This window comes from Rhodanobacter sp. TND4EL1 (assembly GCF_054061035.1).
The window spans coordinates 191187-207137 of record NZ_JBSSDT010000004.1; the positions used below are offsets into that span (position 1 = coordinate 191187).

The following is a 15951-nucleotide window of genomic DNA, read 5'->3' on the forward strand; positions in this document are numbered from 1 at the left end:
GTCAGCCGTCCTGCGTCACGCGCAGAACCTCTTCCAGCGTGGTCACGCCGGCTACCGCCTTGGCGATGCCGTCTTCGTACATGGTGCGCATGCCTTCGGCACGCGCCTGCTTCTCGATCTCGCCTTCGTTGGCCCGCTGCATCACCAGTCGGCGCAGCGGGTCACTCATGGTCAGGAATTCCATGATCGCGCGACGGCCGCGATAGCCGCTGGGGTTGGCCGCGCTGGTACCGGGTTTCCACAGGCGGATCGGACGTTCGTCGGTGTACTTTTCCAGCTCGAACTGCGCGATCACTTCGGGCAGCGCCTCGTACGCAATCGCGGTTTCCGGGTCCAGCCGACGCACCAGTCTCTGCGCCAGGATGCCGTTGATGGTGGAGCCGAGCAGGTAGTCCTCCACGCCCATGTCGAGCAGGCGCGTGACGCCACCGGCGGCGCTGTTGGTATGCAGCGTGGACAACACCAGGTGACCGGTCAACGCGGACTGGATCGCGATTCGGCAGGTTTCCAGATCGCGCATTTCGCCGATCATGATCACGTCCGGATCCTGGCGCATGATCGAGCGCAGCGCGCCGGAGAAATCCAGACCGATCTGCGGCTTGACCTGGATCTGGTTGATGCCCTCAAGCTGGTATTCGACCGGATCCTCGACGGTGATGATCTTCACGTCGTTGGTATTGATCTGCGACAACGCGGTGTACAGCGTGGTGGTCTTGCCCGAACCGGTTGGCCCGGTGACCAGCAGGATGCCGTGCGGCTTTTGCAGCACGTCGACAAAGCGCTGCTTGAAACTGTCAGTGAAACCCAGAGATTCGAAATCAAACACCACCGATTCGCGGTCGAGAATGCGCATCACCACCGATTCGCCGAAGCTGGTCGGCACGGTGGATACGCGCAGATCGAGTTCCTTTCCCTGCACGCGAAGCTGAATGCGACCATCCTGCGGCAGGCGCCGCTCGGCGATGTTCAGCCGCGCCATGATCTTCACGCGCGAGATCACCGCCGCGGTGGAAGAGGAAGGCGGCGCTTCGACTTCGTGCAAGACGCCGTCGATGCGATAGCGCACCTTCAGGCGGTTTTCGAACGGCTCGATGTGCACGTCCGACGCGCGTTGTTCCACCGCGCGCTGAAGAATCAGGTTGACCAGGCGGATGACCGGCGCCTCGGAAGCCAGGTCGCGCAGATGCTCGACGTCGTCCTCCTCCGCCGCGCTGCCATCGAGGTTTTCCACGATCGTGCCCATCGCCGAGCGGCCACTGCCGTAATAACGTTCGATCAGGCCGTCGATTTCCGAACGCAGGCCCACGCGCAGCGCCACCGGTCGCCCGGCAGCGAGTTCGACCGCCTGCCGCGGATACGGGTCAGCCGGATCGGCCACGATCAACGCCAGTCCGTGCACCTCATCCTGCACCGGCACCACGTGCTGCTGCTTGAGAAAGCGCAGGGACAGCTCGAGATCGGTCGGCGGCAGTTCCGGCGCATCGCGCGCCGACAGCAGCGGCACCTTCAGCAGGTCGGCCCAGCCCTCGGCAAGATCACGCTCCGAAACCAGCCCGAGACGAGCCATCAGCGTGGTCAGCGTGCCCTCGGTCGACTCCTCATGCAGTCGGCGCGCGCGCACCAGGTCGCCTTCCTTGAGGCGTCCGCGAGCCACCAGCCACGCGCAGACTTCCGCCTCGCGATCATTCACGGCGATACCCAACCCGTTGACCGCCGGCTCAATCGCTGCCGACATTTTCCACCCCACTCAATGCACGAGAAACCGTCAACGCCCCCTGCAGCGAATCGGTAAACGACATAGTTATCACATCCCGCGGGCAACATGCGAGCACGCGCTTCACGCTTGCCGGCATCAAGAAAAAGGCCGGCGCCCCGCGGCGCCGGCCTGGCCTGGATCAAACGCTGGAATTACCAGCCGAAGCCGACACCCACGCCACCGGAAGCCTCGTTGCCGCTGACCGCGGCACCGAACGTCAGATTGGCCTTCGGCGACAACTGGCGCGAGTAGCCGACCGACAACGCAGCCTCCCCGCCGTAGCCGCCCACGCCCACGCCGACGCGGTTGGGCGTGTTGATGCCCTGCGTGCTGAACGCCATCTGTGACATCGCCGTACCCATCGCGCCGACCTGATTCACACGTTTGTCGACGGCGCGGAAGCGGGTGTTCGTTTCGTTGCGCAGTGAATTCACATCCGCGGTGCTCGCAATGTTGGCGAACTTCTGGTCAGTATAGGCATTGGCTGTCTGCAAGGTCTGCTGCGCCGTGGCGTCGCTGTAATCCTTGGCGGTGACGAGGGCCTGCTGCACCTGGCCGAAGTTGGCCGCATCCGTCGCCTGGCTACCGGCTGCCACGTTCGCGATCTGGCGATTGTTGGTCGCCGTGCCCACCGACACCGTGTTGGCGCGGTCGGCCACCGAGCCCTGACCCAGTGCCACGGCCCCCGAGGCGGTTACCGATGCCCCTTCGCCAATGGCCACCGCGTTGGTCGCCGCCGCATCAATGGTGGTGTTGGCACCTACCGCCGTGCTGCCATCAGCATTGACCTTCGCGTTGCCGCCAATCGCCGTGTCGTTCGGCCCCGCGGCGTAGCTGTCGCCACCGATTGCCGTGCCGTGATCGCCACCGACTTTTGCGTTCGCACCAATCGCCACACCGTGCGAACCCGCCGCAACCGATGCATCGTCGCTACCGTCACCCGCAGTGTCGATCCCGATGGCGCCCAGCTGGATGGTGCTCTGCTGGAGGGCACCAAGCTGACCCTCGATCGTGCCGACCCGACCGTCCAGCGAGCTGATGGCAGCGGTGTTGGTGGCGATGGCCGCCGTGTTGGCACTCACGTCCGAGCCGGTCTGGGCAACCTGTGACCCCATGGCCTGCAACTGCCCCAGATTGACCGCATCGGTCGCTTGGGTGCCGTCCGCTACGTTGGTGATCTGACGTTCGAAGCCGGCGCTTCCCACCGAGACCGTATTGGCCCGATCCGCCAGCGACTGCGCACCCAGCGCCACGGAGTTGTCGGCCGCTGCCTTCACCCAGGCACCGGCGCCCAGCGCCGTGCCGTTGACAGCATCCGAACCCGCGAGCCAGCCGAACGCCGCGGCGTAATCGGCCGTCGCATACGCACCTGCGCCCACTGCCGTGGCCCCCATGCCCGAGGCCTCGGTGACGAAGTTGCCACCCGCCGCGCTGCCACCCAGCGCCACGCTTTCATCACCGCTGGCGGAGCTGCTTTCACCGACTGCCACGCTGCTGGCACCATCGGCCGCTGCAAATGCGCCATTGGCCAGCGAGAAGTCTCCGTTGGCCGCTGCTCCGTAGCCAGTCGCCGTCGCGCCCAAGCCGGCAGCAACGCTCTGCACACCCACGGCCACGGTAGCTATCTGCGAAGCCGCCGAGCCAAAGCCCAAGGCAACGGATTGGGCGCCGGTTGCCGCAGATTCGGCACCGACCGAGGTGGCATAGTCAGCGGCGGCGTACGCCAGGGCGCCCAGGGCCGTGGACTCACTGCCGTCCGCCTGCGCACCGATGCCCACCGCGGAAGCAGCCAGACCACTGGCAATTGAACTGGCGCCGATCGCGGTACCGCCATCACCGGCCGTCGCCGAGCCGGTGGTGCCGGTCAGGATGTTGGAGGCCAGGCCGCCGATCGCCACGCTGTCGGCACCCGTGGCGGTCGCCCCGGCACCGTAGGCCGAACTGTTGCCGCCGATGGCCTGCGCACCGTTGCCATACGCCGAGCTGTTGTCCGCTGCCGCATGACTGCCGCTGCCGGTCGCCACGCTGCCGATACCGTCGGCCATCGCATTGGCACCGCTGGCCACGCTGTTGTCACCAGCGGCGACCGCTCCGTAACCACTGGCCACGGAGAACATGCCCAGTGCGTTGCTGCCCCAGCCTACCGTGGTGGAGCCTTCGCCAAACGCCACGCTGCCCGCACCCAGCGCCGTGCTGTAGTCACCCTCGGCGTCGGACTGGAAGCCGAACGCCGAGCTCTCCTGACCGATCGCGAAGCTGCTCGAACCTACCGCTGCCGACTGCATGCCAAGCGCCAACGTGTTGTAACCCGTCGCCACGCTCTCATCGCCCGCCGCCGTGCTGAGAGCACCCGAGGCCACCGAATGAACACCGGATGCCACCGCGTCTTCGCTGCCATCGGTGGCGCCGTCAGCGCCAAAGAGATGCGTGACCGCACTCGTGCTGCTGGCCAACGCATCGAGCTGACCCTTGTTCACCGCATCGGTCGCCTGGGTACCGTCCGCGACGTTGGTGATCTGACGCTCGGAGCCGGCGCTGCCCACCGAAACCGTATTGTCGCGGTCAGCCACGCTGCTGTCGCCCAACGCCACGCTGCTCACGCCCGTGGCGGAAGCGCCCACACCCAACGCGGTGGAGAAGTCACCATCGGCGGCGGCCGCATAGCCCACGCTTGTAGCCAGGAGTCCCGCCGACGAACTTCTGCTGCCCACCGCGGTACTGCCGTCATTCGCGGCAACGGATGCATAGCCGAGCGCCAGCGATTCGATACCGATCGCCTGCGTCGTGGAACCCATGGCGGTGGAGTTGGCGCCGATCGCGGCCGATTCGGCACCGACCGCCGTCGCGTAAGTGCTCGCGGCATACGCCAGCGCGCCCAGGGCCGTGGACTCACTGCCGTCGGCCTGCGCACCGATGCCCACCGCGGAAGCAGCCAGACCACTGGCAATCGAACTGGCGCCGATCGCTGTACCGCCATCACCGGCCGTCGCCGAACCGGTGGTGCCGGTCAGGATGTTGGAGGCCAGGCCGCCGATCGCCACGCTGTCGGCACCCGTGGCGGTCGCCCCGGCACCGTAGGCCGAACTGTTGCCGCCGATGGCCTGCGCACCGTTGCCATACGCCGAGCTGTTGTCCGCTGCCGCATGACTGCCGCTGCCGGTCGCCACGCTGCCGATACCGTCGGCCATCGCGTTGGCACCGCTGGCCACGCTGTTGTCACCAGCGGCGACCGCTCCGTAACCACTGGCCACGGAGAACATGCCCAGTGCGTTGCTGCCCCAGCCTACCGTGGTGGAGCCTTCGCCAAACGCCACGCTGCCCGCACCCAGCGCCGTGCTGTAGTCACCCTCGGCGTCGGACTGGAAGCCGAACGCCGAGCTCTCCTGACCGATCGCGAAGCTGCCACTGCCCGTGGCGGAAGATCCCGCGCCGAGCGCCAGAGCGTTGGCGCCAAAAGCCACGCTGTCGTCGGCGGCAGCGAAGCTGAGGGTGCCCACCGCCGTCGCACGATCACCGGTTGCAGAGGCATCCGGGCCGCAGACGAAGGCGTCATCACCGGAAACTGCAGCTGACGCGCCCACGTCCAGCTGGCACATGGCGGCTGCGCTTTGTGCCGATGCCGTGCCGACCGGAACCATGGCCAGCGCACCCACCAGCGCCACCGCACCGCAAACCAGTCCGACGGATCCCGACTTGCCGCGCTTCGAAGCCAGTTCGGAGACAACAACCATGGCGCCCAACGTGCGGCTCCATACCTTTCTGTAAATCTTGTTCATGCAACACCTCGACGGTTATGACATGTAAATCTGTGGATGACACCAGCTGCGACTTGCCCGATGGCCGGCCGCTGGTGCGCAAAATTCGGATTCGCGGATCGCCCGACGGACGCGATGTCCCGCATCGAGGCATTTCATCTGCCACGAAGTTTCGGAACGACGGCGAGCCTGATCGCGATTGATTCAGGACACCCGGCAGGACGACCAAGGGCCGTCACTGCCAGGTGACCCTCGTCCTACCGCTGGGTAAAGTTGCCCAGCACCGACACGCCGCTGAAGTCCGTCTCGCCATACACCGTGACGTAGTACGTTCCTGCATCCGGACGCGCGATCAACACCGACTCGCTATTGGTCCGGGCATGCACCGATTTCCAGGTGAAGTCAGTCGGCGAAGCCTGCGATCCGAGTTTCACGTAGATCGAGACATCACCCGTGCCGCCCAAGGTGCGCAGACTCAGACCCAGTGCCCCGGCAGGGACGGCCAGCGTGTACACCTTGCTCGACGCTGCGGCGCCGGATTGCGCCGGAACGGTGACGCCTGCGGAAATGTCCTGCGGCGCAAACGCACTCCACGCCTTCCACTGCTTCAAGGTCTCGGCATCACTGAGGCAGGTGTTGAGGCTGCTCGCCTGACCGCTGGTGATGAGACTGTCGGTCGCCAGGCTGGTCGCATAAGCGCGTACCGCCGGACGATAGGCATCCACGGTCTGGGCAGCAGCGGCAATGATCTTGGCGTTGGCCACCACGTTGGCACCGATCACCACGCCGCCGGGCAGCCAGGTCGGGATACCGCTGTCGCAACCCAGCAGGCTCTGCGTACCTGCATTCACCTGCCAGCCTTCGTCCTGGAACAGCGCCGGCGTCAGATCCAGGTCGATGTGGCCGGCCAGATCCGCGTTGATGGCATATTCCATGAGCGCATTGGGTGTCAGACGCGTGTCGTAGTGCGAGAACGACGAGCCTTGGGCCAATACGGTCGGCGCGTACAGCTGCACGTTGCCAGCCGCGTCCGCACCGGCAAGGCTGTTGCCCAGCACCAGCGCCCCGGTGAGACCACTCAAATTCGCCTTGAACTTGCTGCCATCAGCCTGGGTAACCGAGATCACCGGAATGCTCACGGAGATGGCGGGCACGATGGTGCCGGCCTGGTTGTTCGCGATGATCACACCGGTGGCGCCAGCGGCGATGGCATTGCCGGCCTTGATGTCGAACGAGCAGGTGCCCCGATCGATCAACACGAGATGACCAGCCACGGCGGATGCATTGGTGAACGGGTTGCAACCTTCGAACGTGCTGACGCCGGGTGCCTGCGGGGCACTGGTCGCCTGCACGACCGTTCCGCTGAAGTTGGCCGGAGTAGCCGGGATCGGACTGCCGCTCTGGCTGAAGTTGTAGTCACCGGCGGCGCCGGCCGGAGCCGAGATGTGCAGGGTGGTGGTCTTGCCCAACGCCAGCGGAGCCTGGGCCTTCACATGGCTGCCGGTGAACACCAGGTTGCCATCGTTCAGCGCAGAGGTAACGCGCTGGGCATTGGTCATCGCGTACCAACCCTTTTGCTGCGTGTTGTCGTACACGAACGTGGAGTAGATATCGGGACGACCGACGCCGTCGTTTCCGGCAAGCGGCGCGCCGGTGGTGAGGCTGCCAAAGCCGGAGAAACCGAGCCCGTGGCCGATTTCATGCAGCACCACGTTCAGGAAGTCGATCTGACCCGGCGCCTGCTTGCCATCCAGGCCGAAGTACCAGTCCGAACCTTCCAGACAGCCGGTCGAGCCCAGCGCGCCGTTGAAGCGGGCGCGGATATCGGCGGCACCCGGATTGGCATCCTGATGACTGAGCGCATCGAACAGGGCCGAGTGATACCAGGTGTTTGCCACGGCACCGGTCGGCGCCGGCGCGTTGAACGAGAAGATGTTGGTGGTGCCCGCCGAGCCAAGCACGCCCGAGTTGGCATCACAGCTCAGCTTGGCAAAGCTGGCGCTCACGGTGACCGGAACGTCGCTTTGCAGCACCGCACCCCAGATGTCCGCGGCAAACTGGAACACGATCTGCGCCTGCTGGCCCCGGGTCGTGCCCGGGTTGCCACCAATCGGCGTGGCCGGCGTCGGGTCGTCCAGGCCCTGACCGGTGCCCACATCCTGGTTGGCGATCTTGATATCGGCGGCCGATACCTGGCCCGCCATGAAAATCAGGCCGAGCCCGAGGAAAGCGTTGAACAAACGATTGCGACGGATCATTTCGTCACCTCCACCGCGGTCGAAGCGTTCGGCGTGTCGCCGGCGTGATGGATGCTCAAGCTGCCATCGGCCTTCCGTTCGGCGACCAGGCTGCTCATCAGGTTCTCCGGCAACGCCATGCCCACGGCGGTATGACCATTGCGAAGCTTGATGGTACGAAACGTGGCGCGTGCCTCAGCTTCGTTGCGCGGCGCCGCATCCTGGCCCAGCGCGCCGATCTTCGTTGACGCAGCGGCGGACTGTTGCAGCATCGCGCGTGACAACGAAGCACGCTGTTCTGCAGTTGGTGCCACGAGCTGACCGGTCGGCGAAATCGCCACCTGCACACCCTGCACCGTCACCGACGCGGCTTGCGCTGCCGCCTGTGGCTCGGCTGCGCTGACCATCGTGGCCATGAAGAATCCAGCCAAGGCCAGACTCGAACCGCGCACTATCCATTTCTTGTCCATGCAACCCCTCCCGTTAAAAGCAACGCCCCGTTTCAGGCGTGCAAAAGCCCGCCACGCGCGTTTCCACGCGTGCTGTATGGATGTTCCGATACGGATTCGACGAGATCGCGCGAAAGCCCCCCATCGCGCAAGCTCTGATCCCCCACGGCATCAAAATGAGACACCGTCGATGGAACCTATCGCAAGTTTCCGCGGTGGTCAACGCGGTTTTTTCCGAGGCCTGTGGAAGCGCGAAAGGCCGCGCGGCAGCGAGTCACGATACCGACGATCCGCCTGCGATTTCCCCTGTGCGGATGCGACGATCGCCCTGCCCACATGAAAAGGGCCCGCAACGAAACCTGCGCGTTCGCGCCCCAATCAGGCGTGCTGCAATGCACTGCTGATTCGGCCATTCCGATCTGGCGCATGCGGATCTTTGCCGCGAGAACAGAAAACCCGCGCCGCAGTTCTGGCAACATGCTCAATGAATGTCCGGGAAAAAGCATGTCTCTTATCGATATCGGCGCCAACCTCACCCACGAATCGTTCCATCACGATCTTGATGCTGTGCTGCAACGTGCGCAGACGCATGGCGTCAGGCGAATGATTGTCACCGGCGCTTCCGTCGATGGAAGCGAAAAAGCCTTGGAACTGGCGACCGACCACCCCGAGTTGCTGTTTGCAACCGCAGGCGTCCATCCCCACCATGCCGTCGACTATGCCGATACCGCCGACACGCAACTGCGTCGGCTGGCGCAGGATCCCGCGGTGCGCGCGATCGGCGAAACCGGCCTTGACTACAATCGCAACTATTCGCCGCGTGACGTGCAGCTGCAGGTGTTCGAACGTCAGCTGCAAATCGCGGTGGATACGCAGAAGCCGCTGTTCCTGCATCAGCGCGATGCCCATGCGGACTTCATCGACTTGCTACGGCGCTACCGCGACAAGGTTTCGGGTGCGGTGGTGCACTGCTTCACCGATACCGGCGAGGCGCTGCGCGACTACCTGGCGCTGGATTGCCACATCGGCATCACCGGCTGGATCTGCGATGAACGGCGCGGCACGCATCTGCGCGAACTGGTGCGCGAAATTCCGGCGAACCGGCTGATGATCGAGACGGATGCGCCGTACTTGTTGCCGCGCACGGTCCGCCCGCAGCCGGCCCACCGACGCAATGAGCCGATGTATCTGAAACATATCTGCGAAGAGATCGCACGCGACCGCGGTGAGAGCGTGGAGGTCACGGCCGCGAACAGCACCGCGACAGCGCAGGCGTTTTTCGGATTGCCGACACTGCCGCGGGAATCGCTCGAAGATGGCGGCCCGGTCTGATCCGCGTCGACGCCAAGAGCATCGTCCGCGAGCGGGCGCCTACGCGAGGCGGCGGGTTTCGCCGGGCGGCAGGTCGGCGAGCGCATGGTCGCCGATGCGCACGCGAACAAGGCGCAGCGTGGGAAAGCCGACTGCGGCGGTCATCCGTCGCACTTGACGGTTGCGGCCTTCGCGCAAGGTAAGACTGATCCAGCTGGTCGGGATCGTCTTGCGAAAACGCACGGGTGGAACGCGCGGCCACAGCCAGCCAGGCTCGTCCACCTGGATGGCCTCGGCCGGCAAGGTGGGGCCATCGCTCAGGACCAGTCCGTGTGAAAGCGCCTTGAGCGCCGCGTCATCAATGCTCCCATCCAGCTGGGCCAGATAGGTCTTGGCCTGCTTGTGGCGCGGATCGGTAAGCCTGTGCGCCAGCCGTCCATCATCGGTCAGCAGCAAAAGCCCTTCGCTGTCCTGATCGAGTCGTCCGGCCGCATAGACGTCTTTCTGATGCACGAAATCCGCCAGCGTGGCACGACCACGATCGTCGGTGAACTGACAGAGCACGCCATAGGGCTTGTTGAGGGCAATGAGCATGATCAGACCAAGCCGGGACGCATCGACCCGTTACCTGCCGCCGACTCCCGACGTGGCAGCACTGGCCGGAACGGCCGGCTTGACGAACTTCAACGTCATCCGGTCAGACTCGCCGATTGCCTGGTAGGTCGCCTTGTCCTTGTCGCCCAGAGCCAGCGTTGGCGGCAGCGTCCACACGCCCTTCGGGTGATCCCGATTGTCCTTCGCATTGGCATTGATTTCGCTGCTTCCATCCAGCACGAAGCCCGCATCGATGGCCAGCCTCACCACGTAGGCGGTGGGCAGGTAGCCACTGTCCCTGGTCGCCTCAAGCGACATGCCGTTGGCGGCCCGATGGTCCACCACACCAAGCACGCCGCCCGGCTTGAGCACGTTGAAGAACGCCTTGAACATGGCCTGCGCCGAATCGCCCACGGTCCAGTTGTGCACATTGCGGAAGGTAAGTACCACGTCAGCCGAACCCGGCGCCCCAAACACAGGCGTCGCGGGATTGAACTCGATGATGCGGGCGTTGCCGTAGTGAGCCGGGTCGGCGGCGAATTTCTTGCGCAACGCCGTGTCGTCACTGCGCGCCTCGCCGTCGGAGGCAGCGGCCTTCTCGGCGGCGATGTAGTGGCCATTGTCATTCAACAGCGGCGCGAGTATTTCCGCATACCAGCCACCACCGGGGGTGATTTCGATTACCGTCTGGTCGGGTCGCACGCCGAAGAACTGCAGCGTGGCCTTCGGGTGACGATACGCGTCACGTGCGGCATGCGCCGCCGAACGCCAGCTTCCCGCCAGGATGTTGTCCAGCTGGGATGCGGTGAAGTCGCTGGCACTGGTGGGTGGCACCAGCTCATCCGCAGGCTGATCGCTCACCGTCGTCGCCGTCGTCGCCATCTGCGCCGCGGCCGGGACCGGCAGCCCCAGGAATGCGCCGAGCAGCAGCACCGCCGTGGTGGCGAACCAACTCTTCCCTGCAATGGCGGTGACGCGAATCATGGTGGACTCCTTGGCGTGCATTCGAGCGGACAACCCACTATCACCAAAAACATGTGCAGGCCGGGTGGATGGCCCGCCCCCGTCACCGGCTATCGACACCTGACCGAGCGCATGGCTTCGACAACCCCGGGCGCAGCCCCCATGCAATCACCAGAGGCCAGAATGAAAATCGCCGCCAGCTTCGACACTGGCAGCGACTCCCGCGCATTCTACGTCAGTAGTGGATCACGGAGCGGATCACCTTGCCCTCGTGCATCAGGTCAAAGGCGTCGTTGATGCGCTCCAGCGGCAACACTTCGGTGATCATCTCGTCGATCCTGATTTCACCGGCCATGTAGCGCTCGACATAACCCGGCAACTGCGAACGGCCCTTCACGCCGCCGAACGCCGAGCCGCGCCAGACGCGCCCGGTGACCAGCTGGAACGGCCGGGTGCTGATCTCCTGCCCGGCACCGGCCACGCCGATGATGATCGACTCGCCCCAGCCCTTGTGGCAGCACTCCAGCGCCGACCGCATCACGTGGACGTTGCCGATGCATTCGAACGAATAGTCCACGCCGCCGTCGGTGAGCTCGACGATGACTTGCTGGATCGGCGTGTCCGGGTAATCCCTGGGATTGACGAAGTCGGTGGCGCCCAGCATCTTGGCCATCTCGAATTTCGCCGGGTTGGTGTCGACCACCACGATGCGCCCGGCCTTGGCCATCACCGCGCCCTGCACCACCGACAGGCCGATGCCGCCCATGCCGAACACCGCCACCGACGCGCCCGGCTCGACCTTGGCGGTATTCAGCACCGCACCGATGCCCGTGGTGATGCCGCAGCCGAGCAGGCAGACCTTCTCCAGCGGGGCCGCCTTGTTGATCTTCGCCAGCGAGATTTCCGGCAGCACGGTGTATTCGCTGAACGTGCTGGTGCCCATGTAGTGCAGCAGCGGCTTGCCGTTCAACGAGAAACGGGACGTGCCGTCCGGCATCAGGCCCTGGCCCTGGGTGACGCGGATTTTCTGGCACAGGTTGGTCTTGCCGGAGCGGCAGAATTTGCACTCGCCGCATTCGGGCGTGTACAGCGGAATCACGTGGTCACCGACCTTCAGTGAGGTGACGCCTTCGCCGACTTCCTCGACGATGCCGCCGCCTTCATGACCCAGGATCACCGGGAACATGCCTTCCGGATCGGCACCGGACAGGGTGAACGCATCGGTGTGGCAGACACCGGTGGCAACGATGCGCACCAGCACCTCGCCGGCTTTCGGGCCGGCTACGTCGACCTCTTCGATCGACAGTGGTTTGCCTGCTTCCCAGGCAACGGCGGCGCGTGACTTCATGGCGGCACTCCTTGATGCGATACAAAAACGTAGAGCGCCTCATGGTAACTGTTCGAGGTCAGTTTCCGGCAGCCACGCACGTGCCCATGCCCGGCATCTGCCGACAATAATCCTCTGCTTCGGCCAGCAACCACTCACGAAATACCTGCAGACCACGGTGCTCCAGCGAACGCGGTGGATAGACCAACCAGTACGCCTCCTCTACGGGAAGGAAGCGATCGCCCAGCACCCGCAGTCGCCCCGCGTCAATCAGCGACCTGGAAGTCACCATTCGCCCGAGGCCCACGCCGAGCCCCTCCAGTGCCGCATGCCGCAACGCGTCGACCGTATCGAAATGCGCCACATAGCGCTTGGGCGGGGTTCCGCCGTACTGGGCAAACCAGGCATTCCAGCGGTTGGAGCGATTCGGATCACCCAGCAGCGGCCAGCGCGCCAGATCGAGCGGATCGGCGTCACCCATCTGAGCAATCAATTCGGGCGCGGCAACCGGGGCAATCCATTCGCCGAACAGGCGTTCGCCGTGCAGGCCCGCCCAATCCCCACGGCCGTAGCGCAAGCCGGCATCGACCGGTTCGCGCGCGAAGTTCACCAGCGAGGAGCCGGACTGCAGGGTGAGTTCCAACTCCGGGTGGGTGGCAACCAGCCGTGGCAGCCGGGGCACCAGCCAGCTCGACATGATGCCCGGACTGGCACTGAGGGTCAGCGCATCGTGGTGACGCGCGCGATAGGCCGCCAACGCATCTTCGATACCGTCAACATGGTCGCTGACCGCCTCCAGCAGGCTGCGGCCGTCGACAGTCAGGCTGACGCCACGCGGCCCGCGCTCGAGCAGGCGCCGTTGCAATCGCTCCTCCAACTGACGCATCTGGTGGCTGAGCGCACTGACTGTGAGGTTGCTCTGCTCGGCGGCGCGCGAAAGATTGCCCAGCCTGGCGACAAGAACGAACTGTTGCAGCAGGCCAAGGGGAAGCTTTCCCATTTTGAATATTCCTCAAGTCTGGCTTGCGAATATATCGCTTTTTGGCGGCCTTTCACCCGGCTACCTTGACGCCCTACCAAGCCACAATCCCCAGGGAGACCCCTCATGAGCTCCATTTGGAAAGACTTGCTGTTCCTGCACGGCCATCTTGCTAACAAGAACGAGCTCGACTGGCACGCCGATGCCCGACCCGAGCAACCCGGCCAGTGCAAAGACAAAGAGACCCAGCGCTCCCTCCTGGCCTGCTGCACTCACGTGTGGCCACGGCTGACCCGTCCCCGTTAGTCCAGACCGCACTTGAATGCCGGGGATCCGCAGCCACTTCAACAGAATCACGCGCTGCCACCCTGCCCGGGGACAGCGCTTTCGGTCGCTGCCATCCGAGGTACTCCATGCACATGCGCCAGCTCGGCAACTCGCCGCTTTCGATCGCCCCGCTCGCCTTTGGCGGCAACGTGTTCGGCTGGAGTGCCGACGAGAAGCGTTCATTCGAATTGCTTGATGCGTTCGTCGACGCCGGTGGCAACCTGATCGACACCGCCGACGTCTATCCGGCCTGGGTGCCCGGCAACCACGGCGGCGAGTCGGAAACCATCATCGGCAAGTGGCTGAAGACCAGCGGCAAGCGCGGTCAGGTGGTGATCTCGACCAAGGTGGCCAAATGGGCCGAGCAGCCGGGCCTGTCGCCGGTGAACATCCGGCAGGCGGTCGACGGATCGCTGCAGCGCCTGCAGGTCGACTGCATCGATCTGTACCAGGCGCATGAAGACGATGCCAGCGTGCCGATGGAGGAAACCCTCGACGCGTTCGCGCGCCTGATCGAAGCCGGCAAGGTGCGCGTGATCGGCGCGTCCAACTTCAGCGCCGAACGCTTCGCCGATGCATTGGCCATGTCGAAGAAACACAGCCTGCCGCGCTACGAATCCCTGCAGCCGGAATACAATCTGGTCAGCCGCGCCGGCTACGAGCAGGAGCTGGAGCCGCTGATCCGTTGCGAGAACATCGGCGTGATCAGTTACTACGCGCTGGCCAGCGGCTTCCTCAGCGGCAAGTACCGCAGCGACACCGACCTCGGCAAGAGCAGTGCGCGCGGCGGGGCAGTGAAGAAATTTCTGAATCCGCACGGCCTGCAGGTGCTCGCCGCGCTGGACGAAATCGCCGCCACCCATCGCGCCACGCCGGCGCAAGTTGCACTGGCCTGGCTCATCGCCCGGCCCGGCCTCACCGCCCCCATTGTCAGTGCCACCAGCGTGGAGCAGTGGCAGGAATTGCTGGGTGCCACCGAGCTGGCCTTGAGCGACAACGAAATCGCCCGGTTGGATCTCGCCAGCGCCTGATCTCCGACATACCCGTATAGCCGGACGCGCCGTTCACTCCGGCGCAACAGCAACGCATGGAGCATTTGCAGGGCGGGCACTATCCGCCGCTTTTCGTTACGCACGACGCAAGACAAAAGCCGGCGGACATTTCCCGCACGACGAAGCCTTTCACTCCGGTGCGTCGACTTCGTAGCCCTCGGACTGCAGCGCGGCCAGGTAGCCATCCGGTTTCAGCAATTCGTCCATCGTCAGCAGCGCAAAGGTCTGCGCATTACTGGCCAGCGCAGCGCGGGCGGCGGCGAGCCAGGTGGCTCGCTGCCTTGTCGGCACGTCGTCGAGGCCCAGCGTCTGGGCAAAGCCGGCATCGGCCAGCGCCGCCACGCAAGCATCACGCCAGGCGCTGTCCGGCAGGTTGCGCAAGGTCTGCAGGTCACCAGTGGCCCATGCATTCGCGCGCGCGGTCATCGTCGGCATGTCGTGTTCGATATTGTCCAGCATGCGGATGAAGCAGGTGGTGTCATGCGGCGCGGCACGCTTGAACGCCTTGAGCGCCGCGTGCGGATGCTCGATCACCACCTGATAACTCGTCGGTATCGTCTTGATGCCGTAGCGCGTTGCCAACGCGGCGATGCTGCCCGGGACACCACCGCTCCGGCTCAGGCCATTCGCCTTGATTGCCTTGTGATAGAGCTCCTGCGCCGCGAACAACGGCCGCCAGCGTTCGATGCCGCGGTCATCACCGATGTATTTTTGCTTGAGCACCTGCCAGCGTGCATATACCGCAGGCGGCAAGATTTGCTGCAAGGTTTCCCCATCATTGTTCTTGCGGGCGCTGTAGGCGGAGGGCAGCAGGAAGAGCTTGCCGACAAAGCCCACGTCCGCCTTGAACTTCACCGATGGCAACAGCAATACCTGCTGCGATTCGCTGATCACCTGTTCCACGTCGCGCGATCGCCACTGCATGTCGCGCGGCAGCGGGGACAGCGTGCCGAGCACCCACATCACATGGCCACCCCGGCTGACCTTCCACAAACCCGGGCCCGGTTGTACACCGCTGACCACCACGGCTGGCAGGTCGGCCACCTGTGTCGGCGCCGGAGCCGACGACACCGGCGACGGGGGCACGGACTGCGCGAACAACGGCGCGCAGATACCGAGCAGCATCGGAAGCATTCCTCGCCAAACGCGCATCGTGAGCCACTCCCTCTCCAACGGTGATTGTGCAGCCAACCCGTGCGGG

Annotated in this window: 12 protein-coding genes; 3 read left to right on the top strand and 9 right to left on the bottom strand. The window is 64.8% G+C overall.

The window, feature by feature from the left end:
* Window position 1 precedes the first annotated feature (1 nt).
* The 4 genes from gspE to ACVWWQ_RS14680 all read right to left on the bottom strand — a co-directional run bounded on the left by gspE (window position 2) and on the right by ACVWWQ_RS14680 (window position 8218).
* Window positions 2-1735, bottom strand: a complete 1734-nt coding sequence (gene gspE / locus ACVWWQ_RS14665) for a type II secretion system ATPase GspE (RefSeq protein WP_133951769.1) — start codon at window positions 1733-1735, stop codon at window positions 2-4.
* Between the two features lie 173 nt (window positions 1736-1908).
* On the bottom strand, window positions 1909-5532 hold the full coding sequence (locus ACVWWQ_RS14670; RefSeq protein WP_133951771.1) for an ESPR-type extended signal peptide-containing protein: 3624 nt from the start codon (window positions 5530-5532) through the stop codon (window positions 1909-1911).
* 236 nt (window positions 5533-5768) lie between these two features.
* Window positions 5769-7769, bottom strand: a complete 2001-nt coding sequence (locus ACVWWQ_RS14675; RefSeq protein ID WP_133951773.1) for a PA domain-containing protein — start codon at window positions 7767-7769, stop codon at window positions 5769-5771.
* Window positions 7766-8218, bottom strand: a complete 453-nt coding sequence (locus ACVWWQ_RS14680) for a post-PEP-CTERM-1 domain-containing protein (RefSeq protein WP_099654449.1) — start codon at window positions 8216-8218, stop codon at window positions 7766-7768. The genes ACVWWQ_RS14675 and ACVWWQ_RS14680 overlap by 4 nt, the downstream gene beginning before the upstream one ends.
* Before the next feature lie 483 nt (window positions 8219-8701).
* On the opposite strand from ACVWWQ_RS14680, the gene ACVWWQ_RS14685 reads away from it, so the two are divergent.
* Window positions 8702-9529 carry a TatD family hydrolase gene (locus ACVWWQ_RS14685; RefSeq protein WP_133951775.1) on the top strand — a complete coding sequence of 276 codons (828 nt, stop codon included), beginning with the start codon at window positions 8702-8704 and terminating at the stop codon, window positions 9527-9529.
* Window positions 9530-9568: 39 nt separating this feature from the next.
* On the opposite strand, the gene ACVWWQ_RS14690 is transcribed toward ACVWWQ_RS14685, so the two are convergent.
* The 4 genes from ACVWWQ_RS14690 to ACVWWQ_RS14705 form a co-directional block, all read right to left on the bottom strand.
* Window positions 9569-10102: a pseudouridine synthase gene (locus ACVWWQ_RS14690; protein ID WP_133951777.1), complete on the bottom strand. Its 534-nt coding sequence runs from the start codon at window positions 10100-10102 to the stop codon at window positions 9569-9571.
* A gap of 30 nt (window positions 10103-10132) precedes the next feature.
* The gene (locus tag ACVWWQ_RS14695; RefSeq protein WP_133951779.1) at window positions 10133-11086 is read right to left on the bottom strand and encodes a class I SAM-dependent methyltransferase; all 954 of its coding nucleotides are present in this window, start codon (window positions 11084-11086) and stop codon (window positions 10133-10135) included.
* Window positions 11087-11300: 214 nt separating this feature from the next.
* The gene (locus ACVWWQ_RS14700) at window positions 11301-12413 is read right to left on the bottom strand and encodes an S-(hydroxymethyl)glutathione dehydrogenase/class III alcohol dehydrogenase (RefSeq protein WP_133951781.1); all 1113 of its coding nucleotides are present in this window, start codon (window positions 12411-12413) and stop codon (window positions 11301-11303) included.
* A 58-nt stretch (window positions 12414-12471) separates the two neighbouring features.
* Window positions 12472-13392, bottom strand: a complete 921-nt coding sequence (locus ACVWWQ_RS14705; protein WP_133951783.1) for a LysR substrate-binding domain-containing protein — start codon at window positions 13390-13392, stop codon at window positions 12472-12474.
* Between the two features lie 105 nt (window positions 13393-13497).
* Here ACVWWQ_RS14705 and ACVWWQ_RS14710 point away from each other — a divergent pair, with 105 nt between their 5' ends.
* Window positions 13498-13677 (top strand): hypothetical protein, encoded by a 180-nt coding sequence (locus ACVWWQ_RS14710; protein ID WP_133951785.1) that lies wholly within the window; start codon window positions 13498-13500, stop codon window positions 13675-13677.
* Window positions 13678-13784: 107 nt separating this feature from the next.
* Window positions 13785-14729 (top strand): aldo/keto reductase, encoded by a 945-nt coding sequence (locus ACVWWQ_RS14715; RefSeq protein WP_133951787.1) that lies wholly within the window; start codon window positions 13785-13787, stop codon window positions 14727-14729.
* Window positions 14730-14879: 150 nt separating this feature from the next.
* Here the strand turns inward: ACVWWQ_RS14715 and ACVWWQ_RS14720 are convergent, their stop codons facing one another.
* Window positions 14880-15902 carry a TraB/GumN family protein gene (locus ACVWWQ_RS14720; RefSeq protein ID WP_133951789.1) on the bottom strand — a complete coding sequence of 341 codons (1023 nt, stop codon included), beginning with the start codon at window positions 15900-15902 and terminating at the stop codon, window positions 14880-14882.
* Window positions 15903-15951: the final 49 nt, after the last annotated feature.